General features: G+C 66.8%; 22 protein-coding genes. 7 read left to right on the forward strand and 15 right to left on the reverse strand.

Going from position 1 to position 22604, the window contains the following annotated elements; translation table 11 throughout:
• Positions 1-65: 65 nt before the first annotated feature.
• From ACP15H_RS02930 to ACP15H_RS02950, 5 genes are all read right to left on the reverse strand, one after another.
• Entirely contained in the window at positions 66-743 is a 678-nt protein-coding gene (locus ACP15H_RS02930; protein ID WP_425064730.1) for a class I SAM-dependent methyltransferase, read from the reverse strand.
• On the reverse strand, positions 740-1636 hold the full coding sequence (locus tag ACP15H_RS02935) for an NAD(P)/FAD-dependent oxidoreductase (protein WP_425064731.1): 897 nt from the start codon (positions 1634-1636) through the stop codon (positions 740-742). The genes ACP15H_RS02930 and ACP15H_RS02935 overlap by 4 nt, the downstream gene beginning before the upstream one ends.
• On the reverse strand, positions 1626-2090 hold the full coding sequence (locus tag ACP15H_RS02940) for an Rrf2 family transcriptional regulator (RefSeq protein WP_425064732.1): 465 nt from the start codon (positions 2088-2090) through the stop codon (positions 1626-1628). Before ACP15H_RS02940 ends, ACP15H_RS02935 begins: the two co-directional genes overlap by 11 nt.
• A gap of 235 nt (positions 2091-2325) precedes the next feature.
• Positions 2326-2916 (reverse strand): pyridoxamine 5'-phosphate oxidase family protein, encoded by a 591-nt coding sequence (locus ACP15H_RS02945; RefSeq protein WP_425064733.1) that lies wholly within the window; start codon positions 2914-2916, stop codon positions 2326-2328.
• Between the two features lie 16 nt (positions 2917-2932).
• The gene (locus ACP15H_RS02950) at positions 2933-3796 is read right to left on the reverse strand and encodes an ATP-binding protein (RefSeq protein ID WP_425064734.1); all 864 of its coding nucleotides are present in this window, start codon (positions 3794-3796) and stop codon (positions 2933-2935) included.
• A gap of 118 nt (positions 3797-3914) precedes the next feature.
• Between ACP15H_RS02950 and yajC the strand changes: the two genes are divergently transcribed.
• From yajC to ACP15H_RS02970, 4 genes are read left to right on the forward strand one after another with little or no spacing between them, the layout of a single operon-like run.
• Complete coding sequence (gene yajC / locus ACP15H_RS02955) at positions 3915-4346, forward strand: preprotein translocase subunit YajC (protein WP_425064735.1); 432 nt, start codon at positions 3915-3917, stop codon at positions 4344-4346.
• A 25-nt stretch (positions 4347-4371) separates the two neighbouring features.
• On the forward strand, positions 4372-6042 hold the full coding sequence (secD, locus tag ACP15H_RS02960; protein ID WP_425064736.1) for a protein translocase subunit SecD: 1671 nt from the start codon (positions 4372-4374) through the stop codon (positions 6040-6042).
• A 9-nt stretch (positions 6043-6051) separates the two neighbouring features.
• Positions 6052-7245 carry a protein translocase subunit SecF gene (secF, locus tag ACP15H_RS02965; protein ID WP_425064737.1) on the forward strand — a complete coding sequence of 398 codons (1194 nt, stop codon included), beginning with the start codon at positions 6052-6054 and terminating at the stop codon, positions 7243-7245.
• A complete protein-coding gene (locus tag ACP15H_RS02970) occupies positions 7242-7646 on the forward strand; it encodes an Mth938-like domain-containing protein (protein WP_425064738.1) in 405 nt (134 codons plus the stop codon). Before secF ends, ACP15H_RS02970 begins: the two co-directional genes overlap by 4 nt.
• Before the next feature lie 61 nt (positions 7647-7707).
• Here the strand turns inward: ACP15H_RS02970 and ACP15H_RS02975 are convergent, their stop codons facing one another.
• Complete coding sequence (locus ACP15H_RS02975) at positions 7708-8304, reverse strand: hypothetical protein (RefSeq protein WP_425064739.1); 597 nt, start codon at positions 8302-8304, stop codon at positions 7708-7710.
• Positions 8305-8411: 107 nt separating this feature from the next.
• On the opposite strand from ACP15H_RS02975, the gene ACP15H_RS02980 reads away from it, so the two are divergent.
• From ACP15H_RS02980 to ACP15H_RS02990, 3 genes are read left to right on the forward strand one after another with little or no spacing between them, the layout of a single operon-like run.
• Positions 8412-9071: a squalene/phytoene synthase family protein gene (locus ACP15H_RS02980; RefSeq protein ID WP_425064740.1), complete on the forward strand. Its 660-nt coding sequence runs from the start codon at positions 8412-8414 to the stop codon at positions 9069-9071.
• A gap of 22 nt (positions 9072-9093) precedes the next feature.
• A complete protein-coding gene (locus tag ACP15H_RS02985; protein ID WP_425064741.1) occupies positions 9094-9978 on the forward strand; it encodes an alpha/beta hydrolase in 885 nt (294 codons plus the stop codon).
• A gap of 10 nt (positions 9979-9988) precedes the next feature.
• The gene (locus tag ACP15H_RS02990; RefSeq protein WP_425064742.1) at positions 9989-11221 is read left to right on the forward strand and encodes an LLM class flavin-dependent oxidoreductase; all 1233 of its coding nucleotides are present in this window, start codon (positions 9989-9991) and stop codon (positions 11219-11221) included.
• A gap of 56 nt (positions 11222-11277) precedes the next feature.
• Here ACP15H_RS02990 and ACP15H_RS02995 read toward each other — a convergent pair whose 3' ends face one another.
• The 9 genes from ACP15H_RS02995 to trmFO form a co-directional block, all read right to left on the reverse strand.
• Positions 11278-11499 carry a hypothetical protein gene (locus tag ACP15H_RS02995; protein WP_425064743.1) on the reverse strand — a complete coding sequence of 74 codons (222 nt, stop codon included), beginning with the start codon at positions 11497-11499 and terminating at the stop codon, positions 11278-11280.
• A 7-nt stretch (positions 11500-11506) separates the two neighbouring features.
• Complete coding sequence (locus tag ACP15H_RS03000; protein ID WP_425064744.1) at positions 11507-14638, reverse strand: multidrug efflux RND transporter permease subunit; 3132 nt, start codon at positions 14636-14638, stop codon at positions 11507-11509.
• Positions 14639-14642: 4 nt separating this feature from the next.
• Complete coding sequence (locus ACP15H_RS03005) at positions 14643-15836, reverse strand: efflux RND transporter periplasmic adaptor subunit (protein WP_425064745.1); 1194 nt, start codon at positions 15834-15836, stop codon at positions 14643-14645.
• Positions 15837-16092: 256 nt separating this feature from the next.
• Complete coding sequence (locus tag ACP15H_RS03010) at positions 16093-16989, reverse strand: polysaccharide deacetylase family protein (RefSeq protein WP_425064746.1); 897 nt, start codon at positions 16987-16989, stop codon at positions 16093-16095.
• Positions 16990-17177: 188 nt separating this feature from the next.
• The gene (locus ACP15H_RS03015) at positions 17178-18317 is read right to left on the reverse strand and encodes a zinc-binding dehydrogenase (protein ID WP_425064747.1); all 1140 of its coding nucleotides are present in this window, start codon (positions 18315-18317) and stop codon (positions 17178-17180) included.
• A gap of 78 nt (positions 18318-18395) precedes the next feature.
• Positions 18396-19745, reverse strand: a complete 1350-nt coding sequence (locus tag ACP15H_RS03020; RefSeq protein ID WP_425064748.1) for an MATE family efflux transporter — start codon at positions 19743-19745, stop codon at positions 18396-18398.
• A gap of 66 nt (positions 19746-19811) precedes the next feature.
• Complete coding sequence (locus tag ACP15H_RS03025) at positions 19812-20096, reverse strand: acyl carrier protein (protein ID WP_425064749.1); 285 nt, start codon at positions 20094-20096, stop codon at positions 19812-19814.
• Between the two features lie 110 nt (positions 20097-20206).
• Positions 20207-21172: a hypothetical protein gene (locus ACP15H_RS03030; protein ID WP_425064750.1), complete on the reverse strand. Its 966-nt coding sequence runs from the start codon at positions 21170-21172 to the stop codon at positions 20207-20209.
• Between the two features lie 13 nt (positions 21173-21185).
• Positions 21186-22556 (reverse strand): methylenetetrahydrofolate--tRNA-(uracil(54)-C(5))-methyltransferase (FADH(2)-oxidizing) TrmFO, encoded by a 1371-nt coding sequence (gene trmFO, locus ACP15H_RS03035; protein ID WP_425064751.1) that lies wholly within the window; start codon positions 22554-22556, stop codon positions 21186-21188.
• Positions 22557-22604 lie beyond the last annotated feature (48 nt).

Genomic DNA, 22604 nt, shown 5'->3' on the forward strand with positions numbered 1-22604 from the left:
GGGAAGCAAGGACCGTGCCGACAGATGGCGCCGGAATGCCGCGCGAATGGGCGCGAGGCTTGGGATCAAGCCCGCGAGACCCAGCCTCTGAACGAGAAGCCGGCGTAGAAGAGAACCACTTCGGAGAAACCCGCTTCGCGCTGGACGGAGACTTCTTCCTCGGCGGACAGGAGAGGCAGGTGCTCTGCCATCTTGGTGGCCGAACGGCGCGCACGGTCGACCTCGACGCCCGGTCCGCCCGCGAAGGCCGCCGATCGAAGGAGCCACGCGGTCGTGTCGCCGCCGTTCGGGACACTGTGATGGGCGACGACGAGCGGCGCGCCGGGCTTCAGGCGCCGGCGGATTTCCCGCAGCGTGTGCAGCCGCTCCTCCCGGTGCAGGAAGTGCAGGGTGAGCAGACAGGTCGCGCCGTCGAACGGTCCCGGCGGCGCGGCGTCGACGAAGCCCTGTTGGAGATCGACGCGCGCGCCCAGCGGCCCCAGCACGCGGCGCGCCAGGTCGACCATCCCGGCCGAAGGATCGACGCCGACGAAATGCCAGGCCGGCTGTGCCTCTGCAAAAGCCTTCAGTTCCAGCCCGCCGCCGGCGCCTACGACGATGATATTCGCGGCCGCGGGCGCACGCTCCGCCAGCAGGAGCATCGTCATGCGGTACAGGTCGGCGAGGCCGGGCACCTTGCGCGACGTGGCCGCGACATAGTCCGCGATCATGGCCGGGTCGGAGAAAGGCTGCGCCGTGTTCATCCGCCGAACACGAGGGCGCGGTGGAGCGACGTGCCGGCGGTGACGCCGTCGGCCACGGCCCAGCTCACGCTGTGCGGCGCGCGCGCGATGTCTCCGGCGGCGTAGAGGCCGGGCACGCTGGTCATCCTGTCGGCGTCGGTGCGGATGATCGGACCGACCGGCCCGTCGTCGATCGCCACACCGAGCTGTTCGGCGATCGGGCTGGCCAGGCAGGATTGCGGCGCGACATAGAGCGCGGCGAGAGCCCGCACGCGTCCATCCTCGAACGCGACGCCGGACAGGCTGCTGCTTTCGCCGACCAGGCGCGTCACCCGGCCGTGTTCGATCGTCACGCCGTGTCGGGTGAGCCTCTCCGCGCTGTCGGGCGCGAGGTCCGCGCCGTTCAGGAACAGGGTGGTCGGCCCCCATTCGGCAACCAGGCAGGCCTGGTGCACCGACATGGGCGTGCGGAAGAGCACGCCGAGCGGGCGGTCGCTGAATTCGAAGCCGTGGCAGTAGGGACAATGTAGCACCGTATTGCCCCAGCGCTCCTTCAGGCCGGGGATCGGCTCCAGCTCGTCGCGCAGCCCGAAGGCCAGGATCGCCTTGTGGGCCACGATCTCCTCGCCGCTCGCCAGCGAGACGGCGAAGCCGTTGCCACGCACGCGGGCGCTTGCGGCTTCGCCTGCGACGAAGGTCGCGCCTGGATAGGCGGCGAGCTGCGCGCGCGCCCGCGCCAGGATCGACGAGGGGGCGCTGCCGTCCGATCCCAGGAAACCGTGCGAGGCCTCGGCGAACCGGTTGCGCGGACGGCCCGCGTCGATGATGCACACGCGCCGCCGCGCGCGGGCGAGGTAGGTGGCGGCGGCGAGCCCGGCGAAGGCGCCTCCGACGATGACGACATCATGCTGCATGGTTCTTCTCCAGGTCGGTCGACCCGCCGCGCCGGGCGAGGCGCTCGTGAAAGTCGGCGCTCAGCGCCGCGAGGGTGAGGGCGCCGAAGCGGCGCAGCAGCAGCGCTTCGGCTTCGTCGAAGGCGTCCCCGAGGGCTGCGTTCACGGCCTGCTCGACGAGACAGCCGGGTGCCTCGGTGCGGTTGCCGATGGCCAGCAGCTCGGGCCGGCCGAGCGCTTCGTAGACGTCGCGCAAGGTGACCGCAGCGAGATCGCACGCGATCGTCCAGCCGCCGCCATGGCCCTTTTCCGATTGAACGAACCCGCGCTCGCGCAGGCCCGCCATCAGGCGGCGGATCACCACCGGATTGGTGCCCATCGCGCGCGCCAGCATCTCCGACGTCATCGGACCCGGATGCTCCGCCATGTGCAGCAGGACGTGGAGCACGCCCGAAAGTCGGCTGTCTCTTCTCATGTAACTTTATATGTTGCGAGTCGTCTCCGGTTTCAAGCCCTGTTCCGGCTGCCCGTTAAAACGCGCGCAAAGCCCGACGGGTAAACGAAACAACCGCAATAAACGCAACAATCGAAATGAAGGTCGCACCTCCCCGCGCAGGTATCATGGTACCGCGCCGGCGCGCATGGGAGCGGCTGGAGGAGAGGGTGGGCGACGCCCGGGTGCCGCGTCGCCTGCGACCGGTCCGACGCCTCTACTGGCCCTTCAGCCGGGCCACTTCCTCTTCGAGTTCCTTGATCCGCCGGGCGAGGCTGTCGACGGCCGGGGCGATTTCAGCCTCGGTGTAGCGCGGCACGATGTGCTGGCGGCAGTTGATGTCCCAGGCCTCGATGGTGAACGCGATCGCCCGCTGCGGCCGCGCGCGGTAGGCCGGGTCGACGAGGCGTTCCATCAGCTCGAGGTCGCCCTCGACGATCCGCGCCCGGCCCCACAGCTTCAGCCGCTGCTGGGTGGCGAAATGCAGGACGAAGATGTGGGCGCGGTCGTTCTTCCGCAGATGGCCGAGCGAGATGTACTGCCGGTTGCCCGCGAAATCGGCGAAGGCCAGCGTGCGGGTTCCGATCGGCTTCAGGAATCCCGGGGGGCCGCCGCGGTGCTGTATATAAGGTCGGCCGTCGGCGCTGGCCGTCGCGAGGAAGAACGTGTCGATGATGCCGAGGAACTGCCGGAGATCGTCGGTGATCTCTGTGTTCCAGGTCCGGCCCTCGAACTGGGCGCGCGATCCGAGACGTGTCTGCTCGGCCTTCACGCCGGCTGAGAACATCACGTCGTCGGGATCGCTCATCCCAGCCGCTCCATCGTTACCCCAGCTTCTTGCCGAGCTCGCCGGCGATCTCCTGGATGAACTGCCAGGCGACGCGGCCCGAGCGGGATCCGCGCGTGATCGACCATTCGACCGCCCGCTTGCGCAGCTCATCCTTGGGAAGGTCGAGCTTGTAGAACTCGCAGTAGCCTTCGATCATCGTGAAGAAGGTGTCCTGGTCGGCGTTGTGGAAGCCGAGCCACAGGCCGAAGCGATCCGACAGCGAGACCTTCTCCTCGACGGCCTCGGACGGGTTGATCGCCGTCGAGCGCTCGTTCTCGATCATGTCGCGCGGCATCAGGTGGCGCCGGTTCGAGGTCGCATAGAAGACGACGTTCTCCGGCCGGCCCTCGATGCCGCCGTCGAGTACCGCCTTCAGCGACTTGTAGGCGGCATCCTGCCCGTCGAAGGAGAGGTCGTCGCAGAACACGATGAAGCGACGGCTCGAATCGCGGATCATCGTGAGCAGGGCGGGCAGGGACGGGATGTCCTCGCGATGGATCTCGATCAGCGCCAGGGGACCCGGCGGGCCGCCCTGCTCGCGGTTCACATGGGCATGCACCGCCTTCACGATCGAGCTCTTGCCCGCGCCGCGCGAACCCCAGAGCAGCGCGTTGTTGGCCGGGAGGCCCTTGGCGAAGCGCCGGGTATTCTCCACCAGCGTCTCTTTCTGGCGGTCGATGCCGACCAGGAGATCGAGGTTCACGCGGTTGACCTTGGGGACCGCTTCGAGGCGGTGGCCGGCGGCATGCCAGACATAGGCTTCCGCCGCGTTGATGTCCGCGCCGGGGGGCGTGGGAGGCGCCAGACGGTCGAGGGCTGCCGCAATGCGTGAGATAGTGGCTTTAAGGTCTTGATCCATCGTCGCCAGCCGCTGAAAAGGGGGGCGACCATATCGTCCCCCGCTTGCGTTGCAAAGCGGGGGGAGACCGCTATAGTCCGCGCGCTTTTTCGACGGCCGGAAGACTCGGGAGCAGAAGATGTTCATTTCACAGGCGTGGGCGCAGGGTGCAGGCGGTGGCGGCGGGGATTTCCTCGTCCAGCTCTTTCCGCTGATCCTCATCTTCGTCGTCTTCTACTTCCTGCTGATCCGTCCGCAGCAAGCCAAGGTGCGCGCGCAGCGCGAGATGCTGGCCGGCGTGAAGCGCGGCGATCGCGTCGTCACCGGTGGCGGCATCATCGGCCTGGTCACCAAGGTGATCTCCGACAACGAGGTCCAGGTGGAACTTGCCGAAGGCGTGCGGGTTCGCATCATCAAGCAGACGATCACCGACATCCTGACGCGCGGCGAGTCGGTGCGCGGTCCGAAGGACAGCAACGAAGACGACGACAAGCCCATGCTGCCGCCCCCGGCCCCGACGGCGGAGCGCAAGAGCCTGCTGGGCAGCCTGTTCGGCGGCGGCAAAAAGTAACGGCTGTAGAAGGGCTTAGGTCGGGATGCTCAACCTTCCGCGCTGGCAGACCATCGTCATTGCCGGCATCACGCTTCTGTCGGCGCTGTTCGCTCTGCCGAACCTGCTGCCCGCCAGCGTGCTGCAGCACCTGCCCCAATGGTATGCGAGCAGCCGAATCAATCTCGGCCTCGACCTGCGCGGTGGCGCCCACTTCCTGCTGGAAGCCGACCTGCGCTCGGTGCTGACCGAGCGCCTGACCAACCTGTCGGACGCGGTGCGTTCGGAGCTGCGCAAGCAGCAGGTGCCGTTCAAGGACGTCTCGGTCGAAGCCGGTCGTGCGCTGGTCGTCAGCCTGCGCGACGAAGCGAACCGTTCCAAGGCCCTCGAGGCGATCCGCGCCGTCGATCCCGCCCTGGCACTGTCCGGCAGCGGCGACACGATCCGGGTGGCCTATTCCGACCAGGAGATGGCGAAGAAGAAGAAGGAAGTGATCGACCAGTCGATCGAGATCCTTCGCCGCCGCGTCGACGAGACCGGCACGCTCGAACCGACCATCACGCGTCAGGGCGACGAGCGCATCCTGCTGCAGGTCCCGGGCATCAAGGACACGACCGACCTCAAGCGCAAGATCAACCAGACCGCCAAGCTGACCTTCCACCTGGTCAACGAGGATGTCGCCGCGACCGGCCAGAACATCCCGCAGACCGTGCCGCCCTCCACCTTCCTGGTGCCGACGCGCGAAGGCATGCAGGAGCTGCGGCGCACCAATCCGAAGGCCTGGGAGGATATCCAGGCCGCCAATCCGCGCCTGTCGCCGGAACAGGTCTGCCGCCGCTACCAGCCGCAGTGCCTTCCCGTGCTGAAGCGCGTGGTCGTCGGCGGCGAGGACCTCGACGATTCCAAGGCCACCTTCGAGCAGCAGCAGGGCGGCCGCCCGATCATCAGCTTCACCTTCAACTCGGCCGGCGGCCGCGCCTTCTGCACCGCCACCCGCAACAACATCGGCAAGCGGCTGGCGATCCAGCTCGACGGCGAGATCATCAGCGCCCCGGTGGTGCAGAGCGCGATCTGCGGCGGCAGCGGCATCATCACCGGCAGCTTCACCACCCAGCAGACCCAGGAACAATCGCTGCTGCTGCGCTCCGGCGCCCTGCCGGCGACGCTCAGCATCATCCAGGAAAGCACCGTCGGCGCCGACCTCGGCGCGGATGCCATCCAGGCGGGCACGGTGGCGGCGCTCGCGGGTACCGTCCTGGTGGCGGTCTTCATGTTCGTGGCCTACGGGCCCGTGTTCGGCGGTTTCGCCAACCTCGCCATGCTGGTGAACCTGCTGATGGTGTTCGCCGGCATGTCGATCCTGGGCGCCTCTCTGACCCTGCCCGGCATCGCGGGCCTCGTCCTGACGGCAGGCCTCGCGGTCGATGCCAACGTGCTGATCTATGAACGCGTGCGCGAGGAGAAGGCGCTGGGCCGCTCCCCGTTCAGCGCGCTCGCCACCGGCTACGAGAAGGCGATGTCGGCGATCATCGACGCCAATCTCACGACCCTCATCGCCGGCGTCCTGCTGTTCGGCTTCGGCTCCGGGCCGATCCGCGGCTTCGCGACGACCCTGACGCTGGGCATCATCACCTCGATGTTCAGCTCGACGATCTTCACGCGCATGCTGCTGGCGGTCTGGGTGCGCTGGCGCCGCCCCGCTGAACTCGTGATCTGAGGCGAAGCCATGTGGAAGCCCGTTCGCCTTTTCGCCTTCAAGAAGAAGTTCGACTTTCTCGGCCAGCGCCGCGCCGCGCTGATCATCTCGACCCTGATCAACGTCGTCTCGATCGTCGGCGTGCTCACGATCGGCCTCAACTTCGGCATCGACTTCAAGGGCGGCATCGCCATCCAGGCCAAGGCCAAGGACGGCAAGGCCGAGCTCGACCAGTTGCGCAACATCGTCGGCAACCTCGGTGTCGGCGAGGTGTCGCTGCAGGAATTCGGCGATCCCAGCACCGTCCTGATCCGCGTCCAGCGCCAGGAGGGCGACAACCAGTGCGTTGCCGGCGCCCAGCGCGTGATGCAGAAGACCGCGGGCCAGGGCTGGCAGGTGAAGCCGGGTCCGGCCGGTACGGGCGATGTCGAGTTCACGTCGCCGACCGCGCTCGATGCATCCAATTGGCGCGATGCCGTGAGCCGCGCCGGGCTCACCCTCCAGGAGCGTCAGCTTCCGCGCGGCTCGACCAACACGGCCAAGATCGACATGTCGGTCGAGCAGCGGGCCGAGTGGTGCCAGCAGGTCGCGATCAAGCTGGTCGAGGATGCGATCGGCAGCAATTACGAGCTTCGCGGCACCGAGTCGGTCGGTCCCAAGATCGGCGATGAGCTGATGCGCAGCGGCATCTGGGCCGTGATCGCCACCATGCTCGCGATCGCCGTCTATGTCTGGGTGCGCTTCGAGTGGCAGTTCGCGGTTGGCGCGCTGATCGCCATGCTGCACGACGTCATCTCGACCGTCGGTATCTTCGTGCTGTTCCAGCTCGACTTCAGCCTCACGGCGCTCGCCGCGGTGCTGACCATTGCCGGTTATTCGATCAACGACACCGTTGTGATCTTCGACCGCGTGCGCGAGAACATGCGCCGCTACAAGAAGATGCCGCTGCTCGACCTGCTGAACCACAGCATCAACGAGACGCTGTCGCGTACCTTGATGACCTCGGCGACGGTGTTCGTCGCGGTGGGCGCGCTGGTGCTGTTCGGCGGGCCTGTCCTGCACAGCTTCTCGGTCGCCATGCTGTGGGGCGTCATCGTCGGCACCTACTCTTCGGTGTGGGTTGCCTGCGCCGGTCTCGTCTATCTCGGTCTGCGCGCCGACCGGCTTCGGCCGGAGGACGACAAGGCGGACAAGACCGACACGGCGGAGAAGGCCGGGGCGTGAAGCCGCCGCTTCCCGGCCCCGCCGACAAGACCCTGCCGACGCCGGATCCGGCACAGGTTCAATACATTCGCAGCTACGGTCCCGGTCGCTTCCTGATCAGCGACAGGGAATGGCAAACGCCCGTCCTTGTGACGCCGACGATCACCCATCCTTGGGCGATCACGCGGATCGAGGATCTCTCCCTCGACAGCCTGGCGCCGCTGCGCGACGCCTCGGTGCCGACGGAACTGCTGGTGCTGGGCTGCGGAGCGCGCGCCGTGTTCGTTCCGCCGGACCTGCGGGCGACCCTGAAGGCCGCGGGCATGGGGCTGGAGGTCGTCGACACCGGCTCGGCCTGCCGCATCTACAACGTGCTGCTGGCCGAAGGCCGGCGGGTGGCGGCCGCCCTCATTCCGCTGTAGCGCGTCGGCCTCGGTCAAGACCGGCTTGTGCGGCGGTCGTTCCCGGGGCTCTCCGCAGCCCTCAGAGCGGGGCGTTCTGCTGGGCTACCATGCAATAGAGCATGCCGACCGAGAACAGCGTGTTGAAACGGCTGCCGTAGAAGACCCTGGAGGCCGCGACGGCCTTTTCTTCCGCCGTGGCTTCGATGAGGCCCAGGACCTTGCGTTGGCTCGGCCAGACGATGAACCAGACGACGAGCGCCATGACGAGGGCCATCCACATGCCGGTGCCGATCATGATAAACCCGGGACGCAGCGTGAGCGCCTGGACAATGTACTTGTTCATCGTCGCCAGCAGCAGGCCGGTGACGACGGTCGCGAGGGCGGCATAACGCAGCCACCACATCACGGCCGGGGCGATGAACCGGGTGATGGCGATGCGGCTCTCCACCGGCTGGACCTTGGGCAGGGTGGGCATCTGCACGAAGCTCAGATACCAGAGGAGGCCGATCCACATGATGCCGCAAACAACGTGCAGCCACCGCATGATGACCGTCGCATAGGCATGGTCGATCTTGACCGACTGGCCGGTCACGGCGCTCGCGCCCATAACGATCAGGACCAGAAGGACGACACCGGCGGAAACGGTTCGTCCGAGCGAGGCAAACAGGCCGCCCATGATGTATTCCCCCTATCCCGTTGAATAAATTGATGAATCCCCAATCTTTCCAGTCTAGGTCCCAGCTGCGCCAGATTCAAACCGCCTCGATCGCCCGTTAGGGATCCATGCCCGTCTCCCCGCCCGACACTTACCGCGCCGCCGAGGCTTCGCACCGTTACGTGCTCGACCTCGTGCGCGAGGCCGACCGTGAGCGCTTCCTCGGCGCCCTGTTCGCTCCGGAGCCGCAGCGCAGCGGATTGCTGACCCTGCTTGCCTTCGACCATGAGCTGGCACGCACCCGCACCGTGACCCGAGAACCGATGCTGGCCCGCATCCGCCTCGAATGGTGGCGCGAGGCGGTGGGGGAGGCGTCGGGAGTGGGAAAGCCACGTGCCCAGCCCATCGTCGATGCGCTTTGCGAAACGACACGCCGGCACCGGCTGACGGTCGAAAGCCTGGTGGCCTTGATCGACGCGCGCGAGGAAGAGATCGAGGGGCCGCTCGACGTCATGCGGGCCGGTCATGCGCTCGCCGACCTCGAACTCGCCGTGCTCGGGGTCGAGGACGCGGCGTCGCGGCAGGCCGCCCATGCGGTCGGCGCGGCCTGGCTGATGGGAGAAGGCCCCGAGCGCGACCAGCTCGTGGGCGATGCGCGGGCGCTGCGGCGCAAGATCGATCCGGCCGCCCTGCCGATCCTGTTGCCGGCGCTTGCGCTCGACCGCCCCATGGGACCGTTGCGGCGGCCGCTGGCCTATTGGTGGGCGGCCAGACGCGGGCGATACTGACGGGGAAACCCCGGGAGGAAGCGTGGCACGCGCGAAGGCAAACGGTATCGAGATCGAGTACGAGACGTTCGGCAGCCGGACGGATCCGGCGCTGCTGCTGATCATGGGCCTGGGCGCTCAGCTCACGCTTTGGCCGGAGACAATTTGCGAGGGGCTGGCTGCTCGAGGCTTCTTCGTCGTGCGCTACGACAATCGCGATGTCGGCCTCTCGACCGACTTCGACGAATGGGGCATGCCCGACCTGATGGGAGCCTTCGCCAAACTGATGAAGGGCGAGACGGTCGATGCGCCGTATCTGCTTTCCGACATGGCCGCCGATGCCACCGGCCTGCTCGATGCCCTCGAGATCGACCGTGCGCACATGGTCGGCGGCTCGATGGGCGGCATGATCGCCCAGGTGATTGCCGCCACCTATCCGCAGCGCACGCGCTCGCTGGTGTCGATCATGTCGACCAGCGGCCGCTATGGCCTGCCGGCCGGCAAGCCCGAGGCGGTGGCGATGCTGTCGGCGCAGCCCGAGGGAACGGAGCGCGAGCAGCTGATCGCCCACGGCATCAAGTTGCGCACCGTCATAAGTGGGCCGGGCTATCCGACGGAGCCTGCCGCGATGCGTGCCCTGGTCGAACGCAACATCGACCGGCGCTACTATCCGCCGGGCGCGGCGCGCCAGTACCTGGCGATCATGGCGTCGGGCCCGCGCGTCGATCTCCTGAAGACGGTCAAGGTGCCGACGCTGGTATTGCACGGCGAGGACGATCCGCTGCTGCCGGTCGAATGCGGCCGCGACGTGGCCGCCCTCGTGCCCGGCGCGAAGATCGAGACCTTCCCCGGCTGGGGACACGACGTGCCAGAGCAGATGGTGCCCAAGCTGGTCTCGAGCATCTCGAGCTTCTGCAAGACAGTCTGAGGAGCGCGCCATGAAGTTCGGCATCTTCTACGAGCATCAGCTGCCCCGGCCGTGGGGCGAGAAGAGCGAGTATCAGCTCCTGCAGGATTCGCTCACCCAGATCGAGCTCGCCGACAGGCTGGGCTACGACTATGCGTGGGAAGTCGAGCATCACTTCCTCGAGGAGTATTCGCATTCCTCCGCGCCGGAAGTGTTCCTTGGGGCCGCCAGCCAGCGCACCAAGCGCATCCGGCTGGGTCATGGCGTGATCCAGCTCACCACCAACAACCCGCATCGCGTCGCCGAGAAGGTCTCCACGCTCGACCTGCTCTCGGGCGGCCGTGTGGAACTGGGCATGGGGGAGGCCGCAGGGCCGGCCGAGCTGCATCCGTTCAACATCCGGGTGCGCGACAAGCGCGAGCGCTGGGAGGAGGCGGTGAAGGCCATCGTCCCGATGTTCTCGAAGGAGAGCTGGGAGTTCCACGGCGAGTATTACGATTTCCCGGCACGCAACGTGATCCCCAAGCCGTTCCAGAAACCGCATCCGCCGCTCTGGGTCGCCTGCTCGAACATCGCCACCATCGGCAAGGCGGGCGAGTGGGGCATGGGGGCGCTGGGCTTCACCTTCGTGACGCCCGAAGCCGCTCGGGCCTGGGTGCACAAGTACTACAACAACCTGCTGAACAACTCGAAGAAGCTGGCCGACTATCCCAGCAATCCCAACGTCGCGATGGTCTCGGGCTTCATGTGCGCGGCCACCGACGAGGAGGCCGAGGCCAAGGCCGCCGGCTGGACCTTCTTCATCTTCGCGCTCTCCTACTATGGGCGCAAAGGCGTCGATGCGCCGGGGACGTCGAACCTGTGGGACGAGTACCAGGCCTGGCGCGGCGGACCGGAGGAGAAGAAGGCCCTCGAGTCCGGCCTCATCGGCTCGCCGGAAACCATCCGCCGCAAGCTGCGCCAGTTCCAGGCCAGCCGCGTCGATCAGGTGATCCTGCTGAACCAGGCCGGCAAGACCAGCCACGAGGACATCTGCGCCTCGCTCGATCTCTTCGCCCGCGAGGTGATGCCGGAATTCCATGCGGCCGAAGCCGAGCATGCCGTCTGGAAGCAGAGGGTCCTCGACCGCGAGATCGAGCTCGAGGATCTCGACGTGGCGAAGTACGACATCTTCAGCCACCAGAACGAACACATCGTCCGCCTCACGCCCGAGCAGCTGAAGCAGAAGATGGCCGAGAAGGAAGCCGCCGCGAAGCGCGCTTGAGCGCTCTGCGCGGCGCGATCGCCGGCGACGCGATCACCGCGCAAGGGCGGCGCGCGTCAGCGGCGAACGGGTTGGCCCGGGTCGTCTAGACGCGTGCAGTTGGTCGCCTTGGTCATCAGGCAATCCTGAAGCTGGGACGTCCTGCGCAGTTCGTGCGTCAGGAACACGCCTCCGAACAGAAGCACGGCCATGACGACGAGCGCGACCAGGCTTTTGCGACGTCCCGCGGCTTCGCGTTCCTCCTCTTCCCGTTCGGAACGTTCCCGGTCGTCGGACATTCGCGCCCTACTCGGCCGGGTGCAGTCCGGCGGCGCCCGGCGAAGTCTCCTTGGCCGGCCGCCGCTTGCGCGCATTCAGCCTCTGCTGGAGGTGATCGAGATAGAGATAGATGACGGGCGTCGTGTAGAGCGTCAGCCATTGCGAGACGAGCAGGCCGCCGACGATGGCGATGCCCAGCGGACGGCGCAGTTCGGAGCCGGCGCCCTGGCCGATGGCGAGCGGCAGGCCGCCGCCGATGGCGGCGAAGGTCGTCATCATGATCGGCCGGAAGCGCAGCAGGCAGGCCTCGTGAATCGCTTCCAGCGGCGTCTTGCCCCGCTCGCGCTCCGCCTCCAGCGCGAAGTCGATCATCATGATGGCGTTCTTCTTCACGATGCCGATCAAGAGGATGATGCCGATCAGCGCGATGACGCTGAGGTCGTAGTGGAAGAGCATCAGCATCGCCAGCGCGCCGACGCCGGCAGACGGCAGTGCCGAGAGAATCGTGATCGGGTGCACATAGCTCTCGTAGAGCATGCCCAGAACGATATAGACGGCCAGGATCGCCGCGGCGATCAGGAGCGGCGTCGAGGAGAGCGATGACTGGAAGGCCTGCGCCGTTCCCTGGAACGCGCCGTCCAGGGTGATCGGCGTATGCAGGTCGGCCTGCATCTGCTTGATCTTCTCGACCGCTTCGCCCAGCGCCACGCCGGGTGCAAGGTTGAACGACACGGTGACGGCGGGAAACTGGCCCTGGTGGCTGACGGTGAGGGGCGCGACCCTGTTGGTGAAGCGCGCCAGCGTGCCCAGCGGCACCTGCGTGCCGGTGTTGCTGGCCACATAGATGCGCGAGAGGGCGGTCGGGTCGGCCCGGAAAGACGGCAGGACCTCGAGCACGACCTTGTACTGCGTGCTGGACGTGTAGATCGTCGCCACCTGGCGCTGGCCGAAGGCGTCGTAGAGCGTCTGGTCGATGAGAGCGAGGCTGACGCCCAGTCGCGAGGCCGTGTCGCGATCGATGTCGATCGAGATATGGGGCGCGGCGATCTGCTGATCGGATGTGACGTCCTGCAGCTCCGGCAGCCTGGCCATGTTCTGCTCGATGATCGGCGCCCAGTGGTTCAGCTCCGCGACATCGGTCGACGTCAGCGTGTACTGGAACTCGGTCTTGCTGAGGCGGCCGCCGACATTGATGTCCTGGCCGGCCTGCATGAAGAATTTCACGCCCTGGACGGCCGCCACCTTGGGCCTGAGGCGCTGGATGATCTCCTGGGCAGAGGCGTCGCGCTCGCTGAACGGTTTCAGCTGAATGAACATGCGGGCGGTGTTTTCCGACGAGTTGCCGCCGGTCGATCCCACGAAGCCGACGACGCCCGAAACCGCCGGATCCTGCTGGATGATGGTGGAGAGCTGGGTCTGCAGATCGGCCATGGCGGCGAAGGAGATGTCCTGTCGCGCCTCGCCCTGGGCGAAGATGAAGCCGGTGTCCTGCTCGGGGAAGAAGCCCTTGGGAATGATCGCATACAGGTAGCCCGTGACGGCGATGAGGACGACGGTGGAGAGCAGCATCAGCGGCTGGTGGCGGAACACCCATTGAAGGCCGCGGTCGTAGCCGCGCACGACGGCCTCGAACGCGTCCTCGCACATCTGGTCGAGCCGGCCGCGCTTGTGACCCGCCTTTTCGCGCTTCAGGAACTGAGCGCACATGACGGGTGTCAGCGTGAGGGAGACGAACGCCGACATGATGACCGCGACCGTGACGGTGACGGCGAATTCGCGGAACAGGCGGCCGACGATGCCGCCCATGAACAGCAGGGGAATGAACACGGCGATCAGCGAGAAGGTGATCGAAATGATCGTGAAGCCGATCTGGCCCGCGCCCTTGAGCGCGGCATTGAAGGGCGTCTCGCCTTCCTCGATGTAGCGCACGATGTTCTCGATCATGACGATCGCGTCGTCGACGACGAAGCCCACGGCGATCGTGAGGCCCATAAGCGAAAGATTGTCGATGCTGTAGTCGAGCACGTACATGATGCCGAAGGTGCCGACCAGCGACAGCGGCACGGTGATGCTGGGGATGATGGTGGCCCACAGGTGGCGCAGGAAGATGAAAATCACCATCACCACCAGGCCGATGGTCAGCACCAGCGTGAACTGCACGTCCTCCACCGAATCGCGGATCGACTGCGAGCGGTCGGAGACCAGATCGACTTTCACGCCCTTGGGCGCGGAAGCGAGAAGGCGAGGCAGCTGCGCCTTGATCGTGTCGACGATTTCCACGGTGTTGGCGCCGGGCTGGCGGAACACCAGGAGAAGCTCGGAACGCTTGCCGTTGAACCAGGCGCCGCTGCGCGGGGCCTTGGTGGCGTCGATCACGTCGCCGATATCGGTGAGCTTGACCGGCGCGCCGTTGCGGTAGGCGACGATGATCTGCTTGTAGGTCGACGCCTGGAAGAGCTGGTCGTTCGTGTCGATGGTGAACGACTGGTGCTCGTTCTCGAAGTTGCCCTTGGCCTGGTTCAGCGTGGCGTTGTTGATGGCCACCCGCACGTCCTCGAGTCCGATCCCGTGCGCGGCGAGGGCGGAGGGGTTGGCCTGGATGCGGACCGCGAAATCCTGTTGGCCGCCCACCAGCACCTGCGACACGCCGGGAATCGCCGAGATCTTCTGGGCGAGGATCGTGAAGGCATAGTCGTCGACCTTGTAGATCGGCATGTCGTCGGACTGGACGGCATAGATGAGGACCGCGCGGTCGGCGGGGTTGACCTTTCTATAGGTCGGCGGGTTCGGCAGGTCCTTTGGCAACAGACCGCTGGCCGCGTTGATGGCGGTCTGCACGTCGGTGGCGGCGCCGTCGATGTTGCGGCCGAGATTGAACTGGAGAGCGATCGACGTGGTGCCGAGGCCGCTCGTCGAATTCATCGAGGCGAGGCCCGGGATGGCGGCGAACTGCTGTTCCAGCGGCGTCGCGACCGACGACGCCATGGTTTCCGGGCTGGCGCCGGGCAGGGTCGCCGAAACGGTGATGGTCGGGAAATCGACATTGGGAAGGGCCGCCACGGGCAGCAGGCTGTAAGTCGCCGCGCCGAACACCAGCAGGCCCAGCATCAGCAGGGACGTGGCGATCGGCCGGCGGATGTAGGTCTCGGAAATGTTCATGGGGTCAGCCCGCCCTGGGCGTCGGCGCTGCCAGTGCAGCCGGTGGCTTTGCCGAAGGCGCCGCTGCGGGCGCCGCCGTGTCGACCTTGACGAGGGCGCCGTTGGACAGGCGGTACTGGCCGTCGACCACGATCTTCTCGCCGGCCGCTATGCCCTTTTCGACGATCGCGATGTCATCCTGCATGCCGGAGGTCTCGACGTCGCGCCGCTCGACGGTGCCGTCGGGGCGGATGACATAGGCATAGTAGCCCGAGGGGCCCTGCATGATGGCGCGCTGCGGCACGGTCACCGCGTCGTGCTTCGTGGACAGGACCAGGCGGACGTTCACGAACTCACCCGGCCACAGGGCTTCGTCGCTGTTCTGAAAGGTGGCCTTCATGCGCAGCGTGCCGGTCGCGACATCGATCTGGTTGTCGATCAGCGAGACCTCGCCCTTGGCCAGCAAAGTCCTGTCGTCGCTGGCATAGGCATAGACCGCCAGCGGCGTGGCGGCCTGGTTGTGGCGGATCGCCTCCGCATAATCCTGCGGAACGGTGAAGTTCACGAAGATGGGCTTGATCTGGGTGATGCTGACCAGGCTCGTGCTCTGCGAGGACTGGACGAGATTGCCGAGGTCGACGAGAAGCTGGCCGGTGCGGCCGTCGATCGGCGCGCGAATGTCGGTGTAGGAGAGATTCAGCTTGGCCGTGTCGATCGCCGCCTGATCGACCGCGATCGATCCCTTCAATCCGTCGACGGTGGCCTGTTGCTGGTCGACGCTCTGGCGCGACTGGAAGCCCGAGCCGGTCAGCTTGCTGTAGCGCTCGAGGTCGAGCTGTGCGCCGAGAAGCAGCGCTTCGTTGCGTGACTTGGCGGCGGTCGCCGAATCGAGCGTCGCCTGGTAGGGGCGGGGATCGATCTGGAAGAGTGGTGTGCCGGCGGTGACGTCCTGGCCTTCCTTGAACAGGACCTTGACGATCTGGCCGTCAACGCGCGCCTTGATCGTCACCGTCTTGAAGGCCTGCACGGTGCCGAGCCCGCGCACGAGAACCGGAACGTCCTTCGTCTCGGCGACGCCTGCCGATACCGGTACGGGGGGAGGCGAGGCAGAGGCGCGTGCGCTGGTATTGCCCGACTGATGGAGGAACAGATAACCCGAAACGGCCAAGACGATCGCGAAGCCTGTGCCTGCGAGCTTGGTCAGTGTCGATTTCTTCATCTCTGAACGGCCTTCTGTCGTCACGCACTCGAGCGACCAGGAAGGTGAGTGGGCGCTTCAAAGTGGGCTGCAACGCGGCCCTGCGCTTACAGGAAGCTGACTAGGTCATGTTCTTTGACGCAGGCGGGATTGCATTTCTGCTCACTGCAATCGCACACGGTGGGCATTGTCATCCTGAGCGCAGCGAAGGATCTCACTCAAGCTACAGAGGGCTCTTGTCGCTCGGACAGGTCCTTCGCTGCGCTCAAGATGACAATTAGGGCTTCGCGGGCACTTGCGTCCTGTACCAGTCGAGGATCTCCGCGCCGGTCCACATGACGACGCCCTCGTGGCCGAGGATGTAGTCGTAGAGCATCTCCAGATATTTGATCCGGTGCGGCACGCCCGTGAGATAGGGGTGGATCGAGATCGCCATCACGCGCGGCGCGGTCTTGCCGTCGAGATAGAGCCGGTCGAACTGGTCGCGGCCACGCCGGAAGATCTCGTCGGAGGGCTGCTGCTGCACGGCGCTCATGACGACGTCGTTGATCTCGACCGTGTAGGGCACCGAGACGATCTCGCCGTGCTTGGTCTTCAAGGGCAGCGGCTGTTCGTCCATCACCCAGTCGGCGACGTATTCGATGCCGGCTTCGGCCAGCAGGTCGAGCGTCTCGTCGGTCTCGGTGAGGCCGGGGCTCTCCCAGCCGCGCGGCGGCTTGCCGGTGAAGTCCTTGATGGCGCGGATCGTATCGGCGATCGCGCTCTTCTGGTCCTCGACCTTGTGCATCGGCTTCTGCACCCAGCCATGGCCCATGAAGTCCCAGCCGGCGTCGTGCGCAGCCGCACAGGCCTCGCGATAGAGTTCGCAGGCCGTGCCGTTCACGGCGAAGGTCGCCTTGAGCTTGCGCGCGTTCAGCGTCTCGAGGAAGCGCCAGAAGCCCACGCGCATGCCGTACTCGTGCCATGCCCAGTTGGGCACGTCGGGCAGAAGCGGCACGCCCATCGGCGGCGGCAGGACGGTGCGCGGCATCGCCCCGGCCGGACTCCAGTTCTCGACGTTCACGATCGTCCAGACGGCGACGCGCGCATCGCCTGGCAGGGTGAGCTTCGGCCGCTTGTGGATCGGCAGGTACGGCGTGCGCCCGCGGACGCTACGACCAACTTCTGAAGACATCGACTCGAGCTTTCCAACGAAGGAGTGCGTATTTCACGCAAGACTGCAGCAAAATCCGCGCCGTTTGGCTCGCTTCGTGGCGGAAAGACGGGCGGGCTCGGCGCCTGACGCTGGCATCGGTGTCATCGGCGGGCCGGGCAACGCTCGGGACGAAGCCTCCCCCTGAAACGGCAGGGGGAGGCTGTCACTCACTTGTTCGGATTGATCAGAAACTTCTCGCCCGTCGCGCGCTTGGCGTAGGCGGTGAGGTTCTGGAGGTCGAGCGCTTCCTGCAGCGAGATGGTCTTCGTGTAGTGGCTCGCGAAGGTCGTCTTGAGCGAGTTCACGACCCTCTCGCGCAGGCGCTGCTGGTCGGGGCGGCCGATCTTCTGCAGGAACGGCGTCAGCAGCCAGCCGCCGACGCCCCAGGCCATGCCGTAGTTACGAGACAGCTCGACCGGACCGGTGCTGAGGCTGCCATACACATAGACCTGCTTGTGCACCGAGGAGCCGTAGCGGTTGTAGGTGGTGGCGGTCTTGTTGATGGCGATTTCCATCGCGGTGAGGATCTGGCTGGCGAGCTTGCCGCCGCCGATCGCGTCGAAGGCGATGGTGGCGCCGGTCTCGACCAGCGCCTGCACGAGATCGTCGTTGAAGCTTGCCGCGCTCGAATCGACGACATGCTTGGCGCCAATGCCCTTGAGCAGCTTCGCCTGCTCGGCGCTGCGTACGATGTTCACGAGGCCGATCCCGTCCTCGTTGCAGATCTTGACCAGCATCTGGCCGAGGTTGGAGGCTGCTGCCGTGTGGACCAGCGCCTTGTGGCCCTCACGCTTCATGGTCTCGGTCATGCCGAGCGCGGTCAGCGGATTGACGAACCACGAGGCGCCTTCGGCTGCCGTGGTGCCGGCGGGCAGGGGCTGGCAGTCGCGCGCGTTCAGTACACGGTACTGGGCGTACATAGAGCCGCCTACCATCGAGACGAGCCTGCCCTTGAGTGCCTGCGCGGCGTCGGATGAGCCCGCCTTGATCACGGTACCCGCGCCTTCGTTGCCGACCGGGAGGGACTCGCCCAGGCGCGTCGACAGGAAGGGCAGGGATGAGGCCGGTACGGGGGCCGTCACCTTCACCGCGTCGCCGCTGCCGGTCGAGGTCGCCTTGCTGAGCTCCGCCGGGCCTGTCAGCAGGCCGAGATCGGACGGATTGATCGGGGTCGCCTCGACCTTCACCACGACCTGATCGGGGCCGGGCTCCGGCACGTCGACCCGGGCGAGCGACAGTTCGAGCTGACCTTCGGTTGAGATCAGGGAGCGAAGCTGCAGGCCCGATAGCTTGTTGGTGTCGCTCATCTCAGATCTCCTGTTTTTGAAGGCGCGCACGATGCCAAGCGCCACCGGGGCGAACAAGCTCAATCGCGGCGTGAAGGGTCAGCCGGTCCAGGCCCGCCGCGTGGTCGAGAAGGCGAGCACGGCGGAGAAGGCCACGATTCCCAGCGCCACGCAGGTGTAGAGGCCCGAGACACCCCAGCCGAAATGGTCGAGGGCGAGCAGGCTGCCGCCGCCCGCGATGGTGATGCGCGTGAGGTTGGCGGCGACCGGCCAGATCATTTCGCCGGTGCCCTGCGAGGCGAAGTAGAGGGCCATGGCCAGGCCGAAGAAGCCGTAGGCCGGCCCGACGATGCTTAGATAATGACGACCCGAAGTCAGCGCGGCCGGATTGGTGGTGAAGAGACCCAGCCACAGGTCGGGCCAGAGTGCCACGACGATGCCGATGGTGGCGGCGACGGCGCCCGCCATGAAGGCGCCGGTCCAGGCCATGCGCTGTGCGCGGGCATATTGCCTGGCGCCGATATTGGTGCCGACCAGCGCCGTGAGCGTCGCGCCGATGCCGAAGCTGATCGGGATCAGCATGTATTCCAGCCGTGAGCCGATGCCGTAGCCCGCGATGGCGGCGTCGCCTTCGCGCCCGATGAGCCCGGTGACGACCAGTACGGTGCCGTTGGTCAGGATGACCACGAGGCAGGCGATCAGCCCGACCTTCAGGATGTCGCGGAAGGCCCGCCAGCGGAACCCGTCGATCGGCCAGCGCAGCCTGAGCGGGGCCTTCGCGCCCGTCAGTTTCGAGAGCATCCAGAGGGCGGCGAGGGCGAAGGCGACCACGGCCGCGATGGCGGGGCCGCGGATCCCGAAGGCGGGCAGGCCGAACCAGCCCAGCGTCAGTGCGCCGGTGAGGGGTATCTGGATCGCCGCCGTCACGACCAGCGCCAGGCCGGGCGTCTTCATGTCGCCGGTGCCGCGCAGGACCGAGGCCATCGAGTTGGCGACCCAGTGGGCGACGCAGCCCGAGAACAGGATGGTGGCGAAGGCTTCGGCGCGATCGAGCGCCGCGCCGCTGCCGCCCAGCGCGCCATAGATCTGTCGGCCGAAGCCCACGAACAGGATGCCGAAAAGTGCCGCCATGCCGATCGCGATGGCCAGCGCATGCGCCGCCGCCGCCTCGGCGGCCGCCTTGTTGCCCGAGCCCAGGGCGCGGGCCACCGAGGAGGAGATGCCGCCGCCCATGGCGCCCGCCGACATCATGCCGAGCGTCATCTGCGTCGGGAATACCAGCGCCAGCGCCGCGAGGTCGACGACGCCGAGCTGTCCGATGAAATAGCCGTCGGTGATGCTGACGAGGCTCTGCATGGCCACGTTCAGCACGTTCGGGGTGGCGAGGGTGAGGATGGTGGGCACGATCGGCCCGGCCAGCATCATCTGCCGGCGTTCTGCAGGAGTCATTGCAGGCGATTTAGCACGCGTCGCGCCGCGTGCTCGCTAACTTATCTCATGGGGTAGGGAGTTTTGTCAGCGCTTCGCGCGCTGCGAAACGACGGCCTCGGCGAGCTGGTCGATCGTCACGATGTCGGCCGCGACGTGCATCGGGATGGTGACGTCGAACCGGTCCTCGAGCTCCATGATCACATCCATGATCGTGAGCGAATCGACGGTCAGTCCCTTGGAGATCACCGTCTGCGGGGTGATCGGCTTGGCGCCGACATTGTACGGCGCCAGAAGGGTGAAGATCTCGCGCATCACGTCGTACTGCAGCGAAAGCGCGGCGGGGGCGACCAGTTCCTGAACGGCCTGCATGAGTCACTCCTCGAAAGGGGGGGTGAGCCATTCTCGTCCTGATGACGGCCGCATGTGAAATAACGTTTGGTTACCCACTGTTGCGGGACGTTACGGAATGTTTCCGCCGTTCAGCCCGGGTGAACGATGTTGAGCTGCCGCCGCACCTCGTCGATCGGCCGTTCGACGATGGGCCAATAGTCCCATTTGTCGGACAGATCGGTGTTCACCAGCGATCCGCGTTCGACCGCCGCGAACATCCTTTCGGCCGCGCCCGGCTCGCCCAGCACGCCGATGGTCGTGTAGCCAGCGGCGGTCGGCCGGGCGTTCACGCCGGCGCTGAAGATCAGCACGGCGAACAGGATCAGGTAGAAGGGCCGCGTCTGCTTGAAGCCCGCAGTGAAGGAGGCGACCTGCAGCTCGCCCTGCGGATCGGTGCCGTAGCCCCCCAGCACGTGGCAGAAATCGTGATAGAGGCCGGCCTCGGGGAAGCCGAACCGCTCGCCCGGCATGCCGAACCTGTTGGTCTGGAAATAGTCCCACATCGAGCGGCCCACCGTATCGGCCGGCAGCTTCTCCCAGGCGCGGTAGCGCGCGGCGAGCTCGGTGTCCTCGATCAGCCCGCGCATGCCCAGGACGCTCTTGGCCAGGGCGACGACGCCGTGCTGGTCGAGCTGGTTCTTCATGATGTCGCCGACCTGGCTCCGGCGCAGCAGGTCGATCCTGAATAGGGTCATGTGCTGCTCGGCCAGCCGCCGCAGGTTGGTGAGTTCGGGGGTGGCAATGCCCAGCGCTTCGGCGAATGCCTCGACCTTGGCCACGGTCTCGCGCGACGGCACGCCGTCGGCCAGCGACAGGACCAGCAGGCCGTTGACGAACTGGTGGCGGAGGTCGCCCGACGGGAATCCTGCGGCGAGTTCCGTGGGAGTCACGGGCGGCAGAGTGGTGATGTCGGCATCGATATGGAGGAGGACTCGCCGCGCCGCTTCCATCAGTGCGAGCTGCGATTTGCCGGGTGCGCCGGCGACCGAGGCGACCGTCTTCATGGCGCGCAGTCCGAGGAGGGCGGCGGCGGGCTCCGGCTGCATCAGGCGCATGAACGTCTCCGTCTTACTCCGCGGCGAGCGGGGTGGGCTTCAGCCACTCGTCGAAGTCGCGCAGCGCCCGCACGGCCATGGCCTGCTTGCGCTCCTTGCCCTTGAAGCTGCCGGGGATCGGCGGGAACAGGCCGAAATTGATGTTCATCGGCTGGAAGGTCGTGGCGTCGGCGCCGCCGGTGATGTGGCCCAGCAGCGCGCCCATCGCGGTGGTGGGCGGCGGTGGCGCCTGCGTGCGGCCCAGTCTCTCGGCCGCGGCAAACCGCCCGGTCATCAGGCCGACGGCGGCGCTCTCGACATAGCCCTCGCAGCCGGTGATCTGGCCGGCGAAGCGCAGCCGCGGCATCGCCTTCAGGCGCAGGGTGCCGTCGAGCAGACGCGGGCTGTTGAGGAAGGTGTTGCGGTGCAGGCCGCCCAGCCGGGCGAACTCGGCGTTCTGCAGGCCGGGGATGGTGCGGAAGATGCGCGTCTGCTCGCCGTGCTTCAGCTTGGTCTGGAAGCCCACGATGTTCCACAAGGTGCCCAGCGCATTGTCCTGGCGCAGTTGCACCACGGCCCAGGGGCGATGGCCGGTGCGCGGATCGCGCAGGCCCACCGGCTTCATGGGCCCGAAGCGCAGGCTCTGCGGACCGGTGGAGGCGATGACCTCGATCGGCTGGCAGCCCTGGAAGTAAGGCGTGTTGTGCTCCCACTGCTTGAACTCGGTCTTCTCGCCGGCCAGCAGGGCCGCGACGAACGCCTCGTACTGCGGCTTGTCCATCGGACAGTTGAAGTAGTCCGCGCCATCGCTGCCCTCGACATTGCCGGGGCCGACCTTGTCGTAGCGCGACTGCTTCCAGGCGATCGACTGGTCGATGCTCTCGTGGTGGACGATCGGCGCAATGGCGTCGAAGAAGGCGAGCGAGTCCTCGCCGGTGAGTTTCGCGACGGCGTCGGCGAGCGCGGGCGACGTAAGGGGACCGGTCGCCACGATGACGCTGTCCCAGTCCTCGGGCGGCAGGCCCGCCACCTCTTCGCGTTCGAGCGTCACCAGCGGATGGGCGAGCAGGGTTTCCTGCACGGCGGCCGAGAAGCCATGCCGGTCGACCGCGAGTGCACCGCCCGCCGGCAGCTTGTTCGTGTCGGCAGACCGCATGATCAGCGAGCCGGCGCGGCGCATCTCCTCGTGGATCACGCCGACGGCGTTGTTGGCGGCATCGTCGGAGCGGAAGGAGTTGGAGCAGACCAGCTCGGCCAGCGTGTCGGTCAGATGCGCCTCGGTGCCGCGCACCGGCCGCATCTCGTGCACGACGACCGGCACGCCCGCCTGCGCGAGCTGCCAGGCCGCCTCGCTACCTGCGAGACCGCCGCCGACGACGTGTACGGGCTTGGTGCTTGACGTCATGCTCTCCGACCTGAAACCGTGCGCCTCCCTTACAATGGAGTGCCCGGC

It is taken from the genome of Reyranella sp. (assembly GCF_965249915.1).
Taxonomy (GTDB): Bacteria; Pseudomonadota; Alphaproteobacteria; order Reyranellales; family Reyranellaceae; genus Reyranella.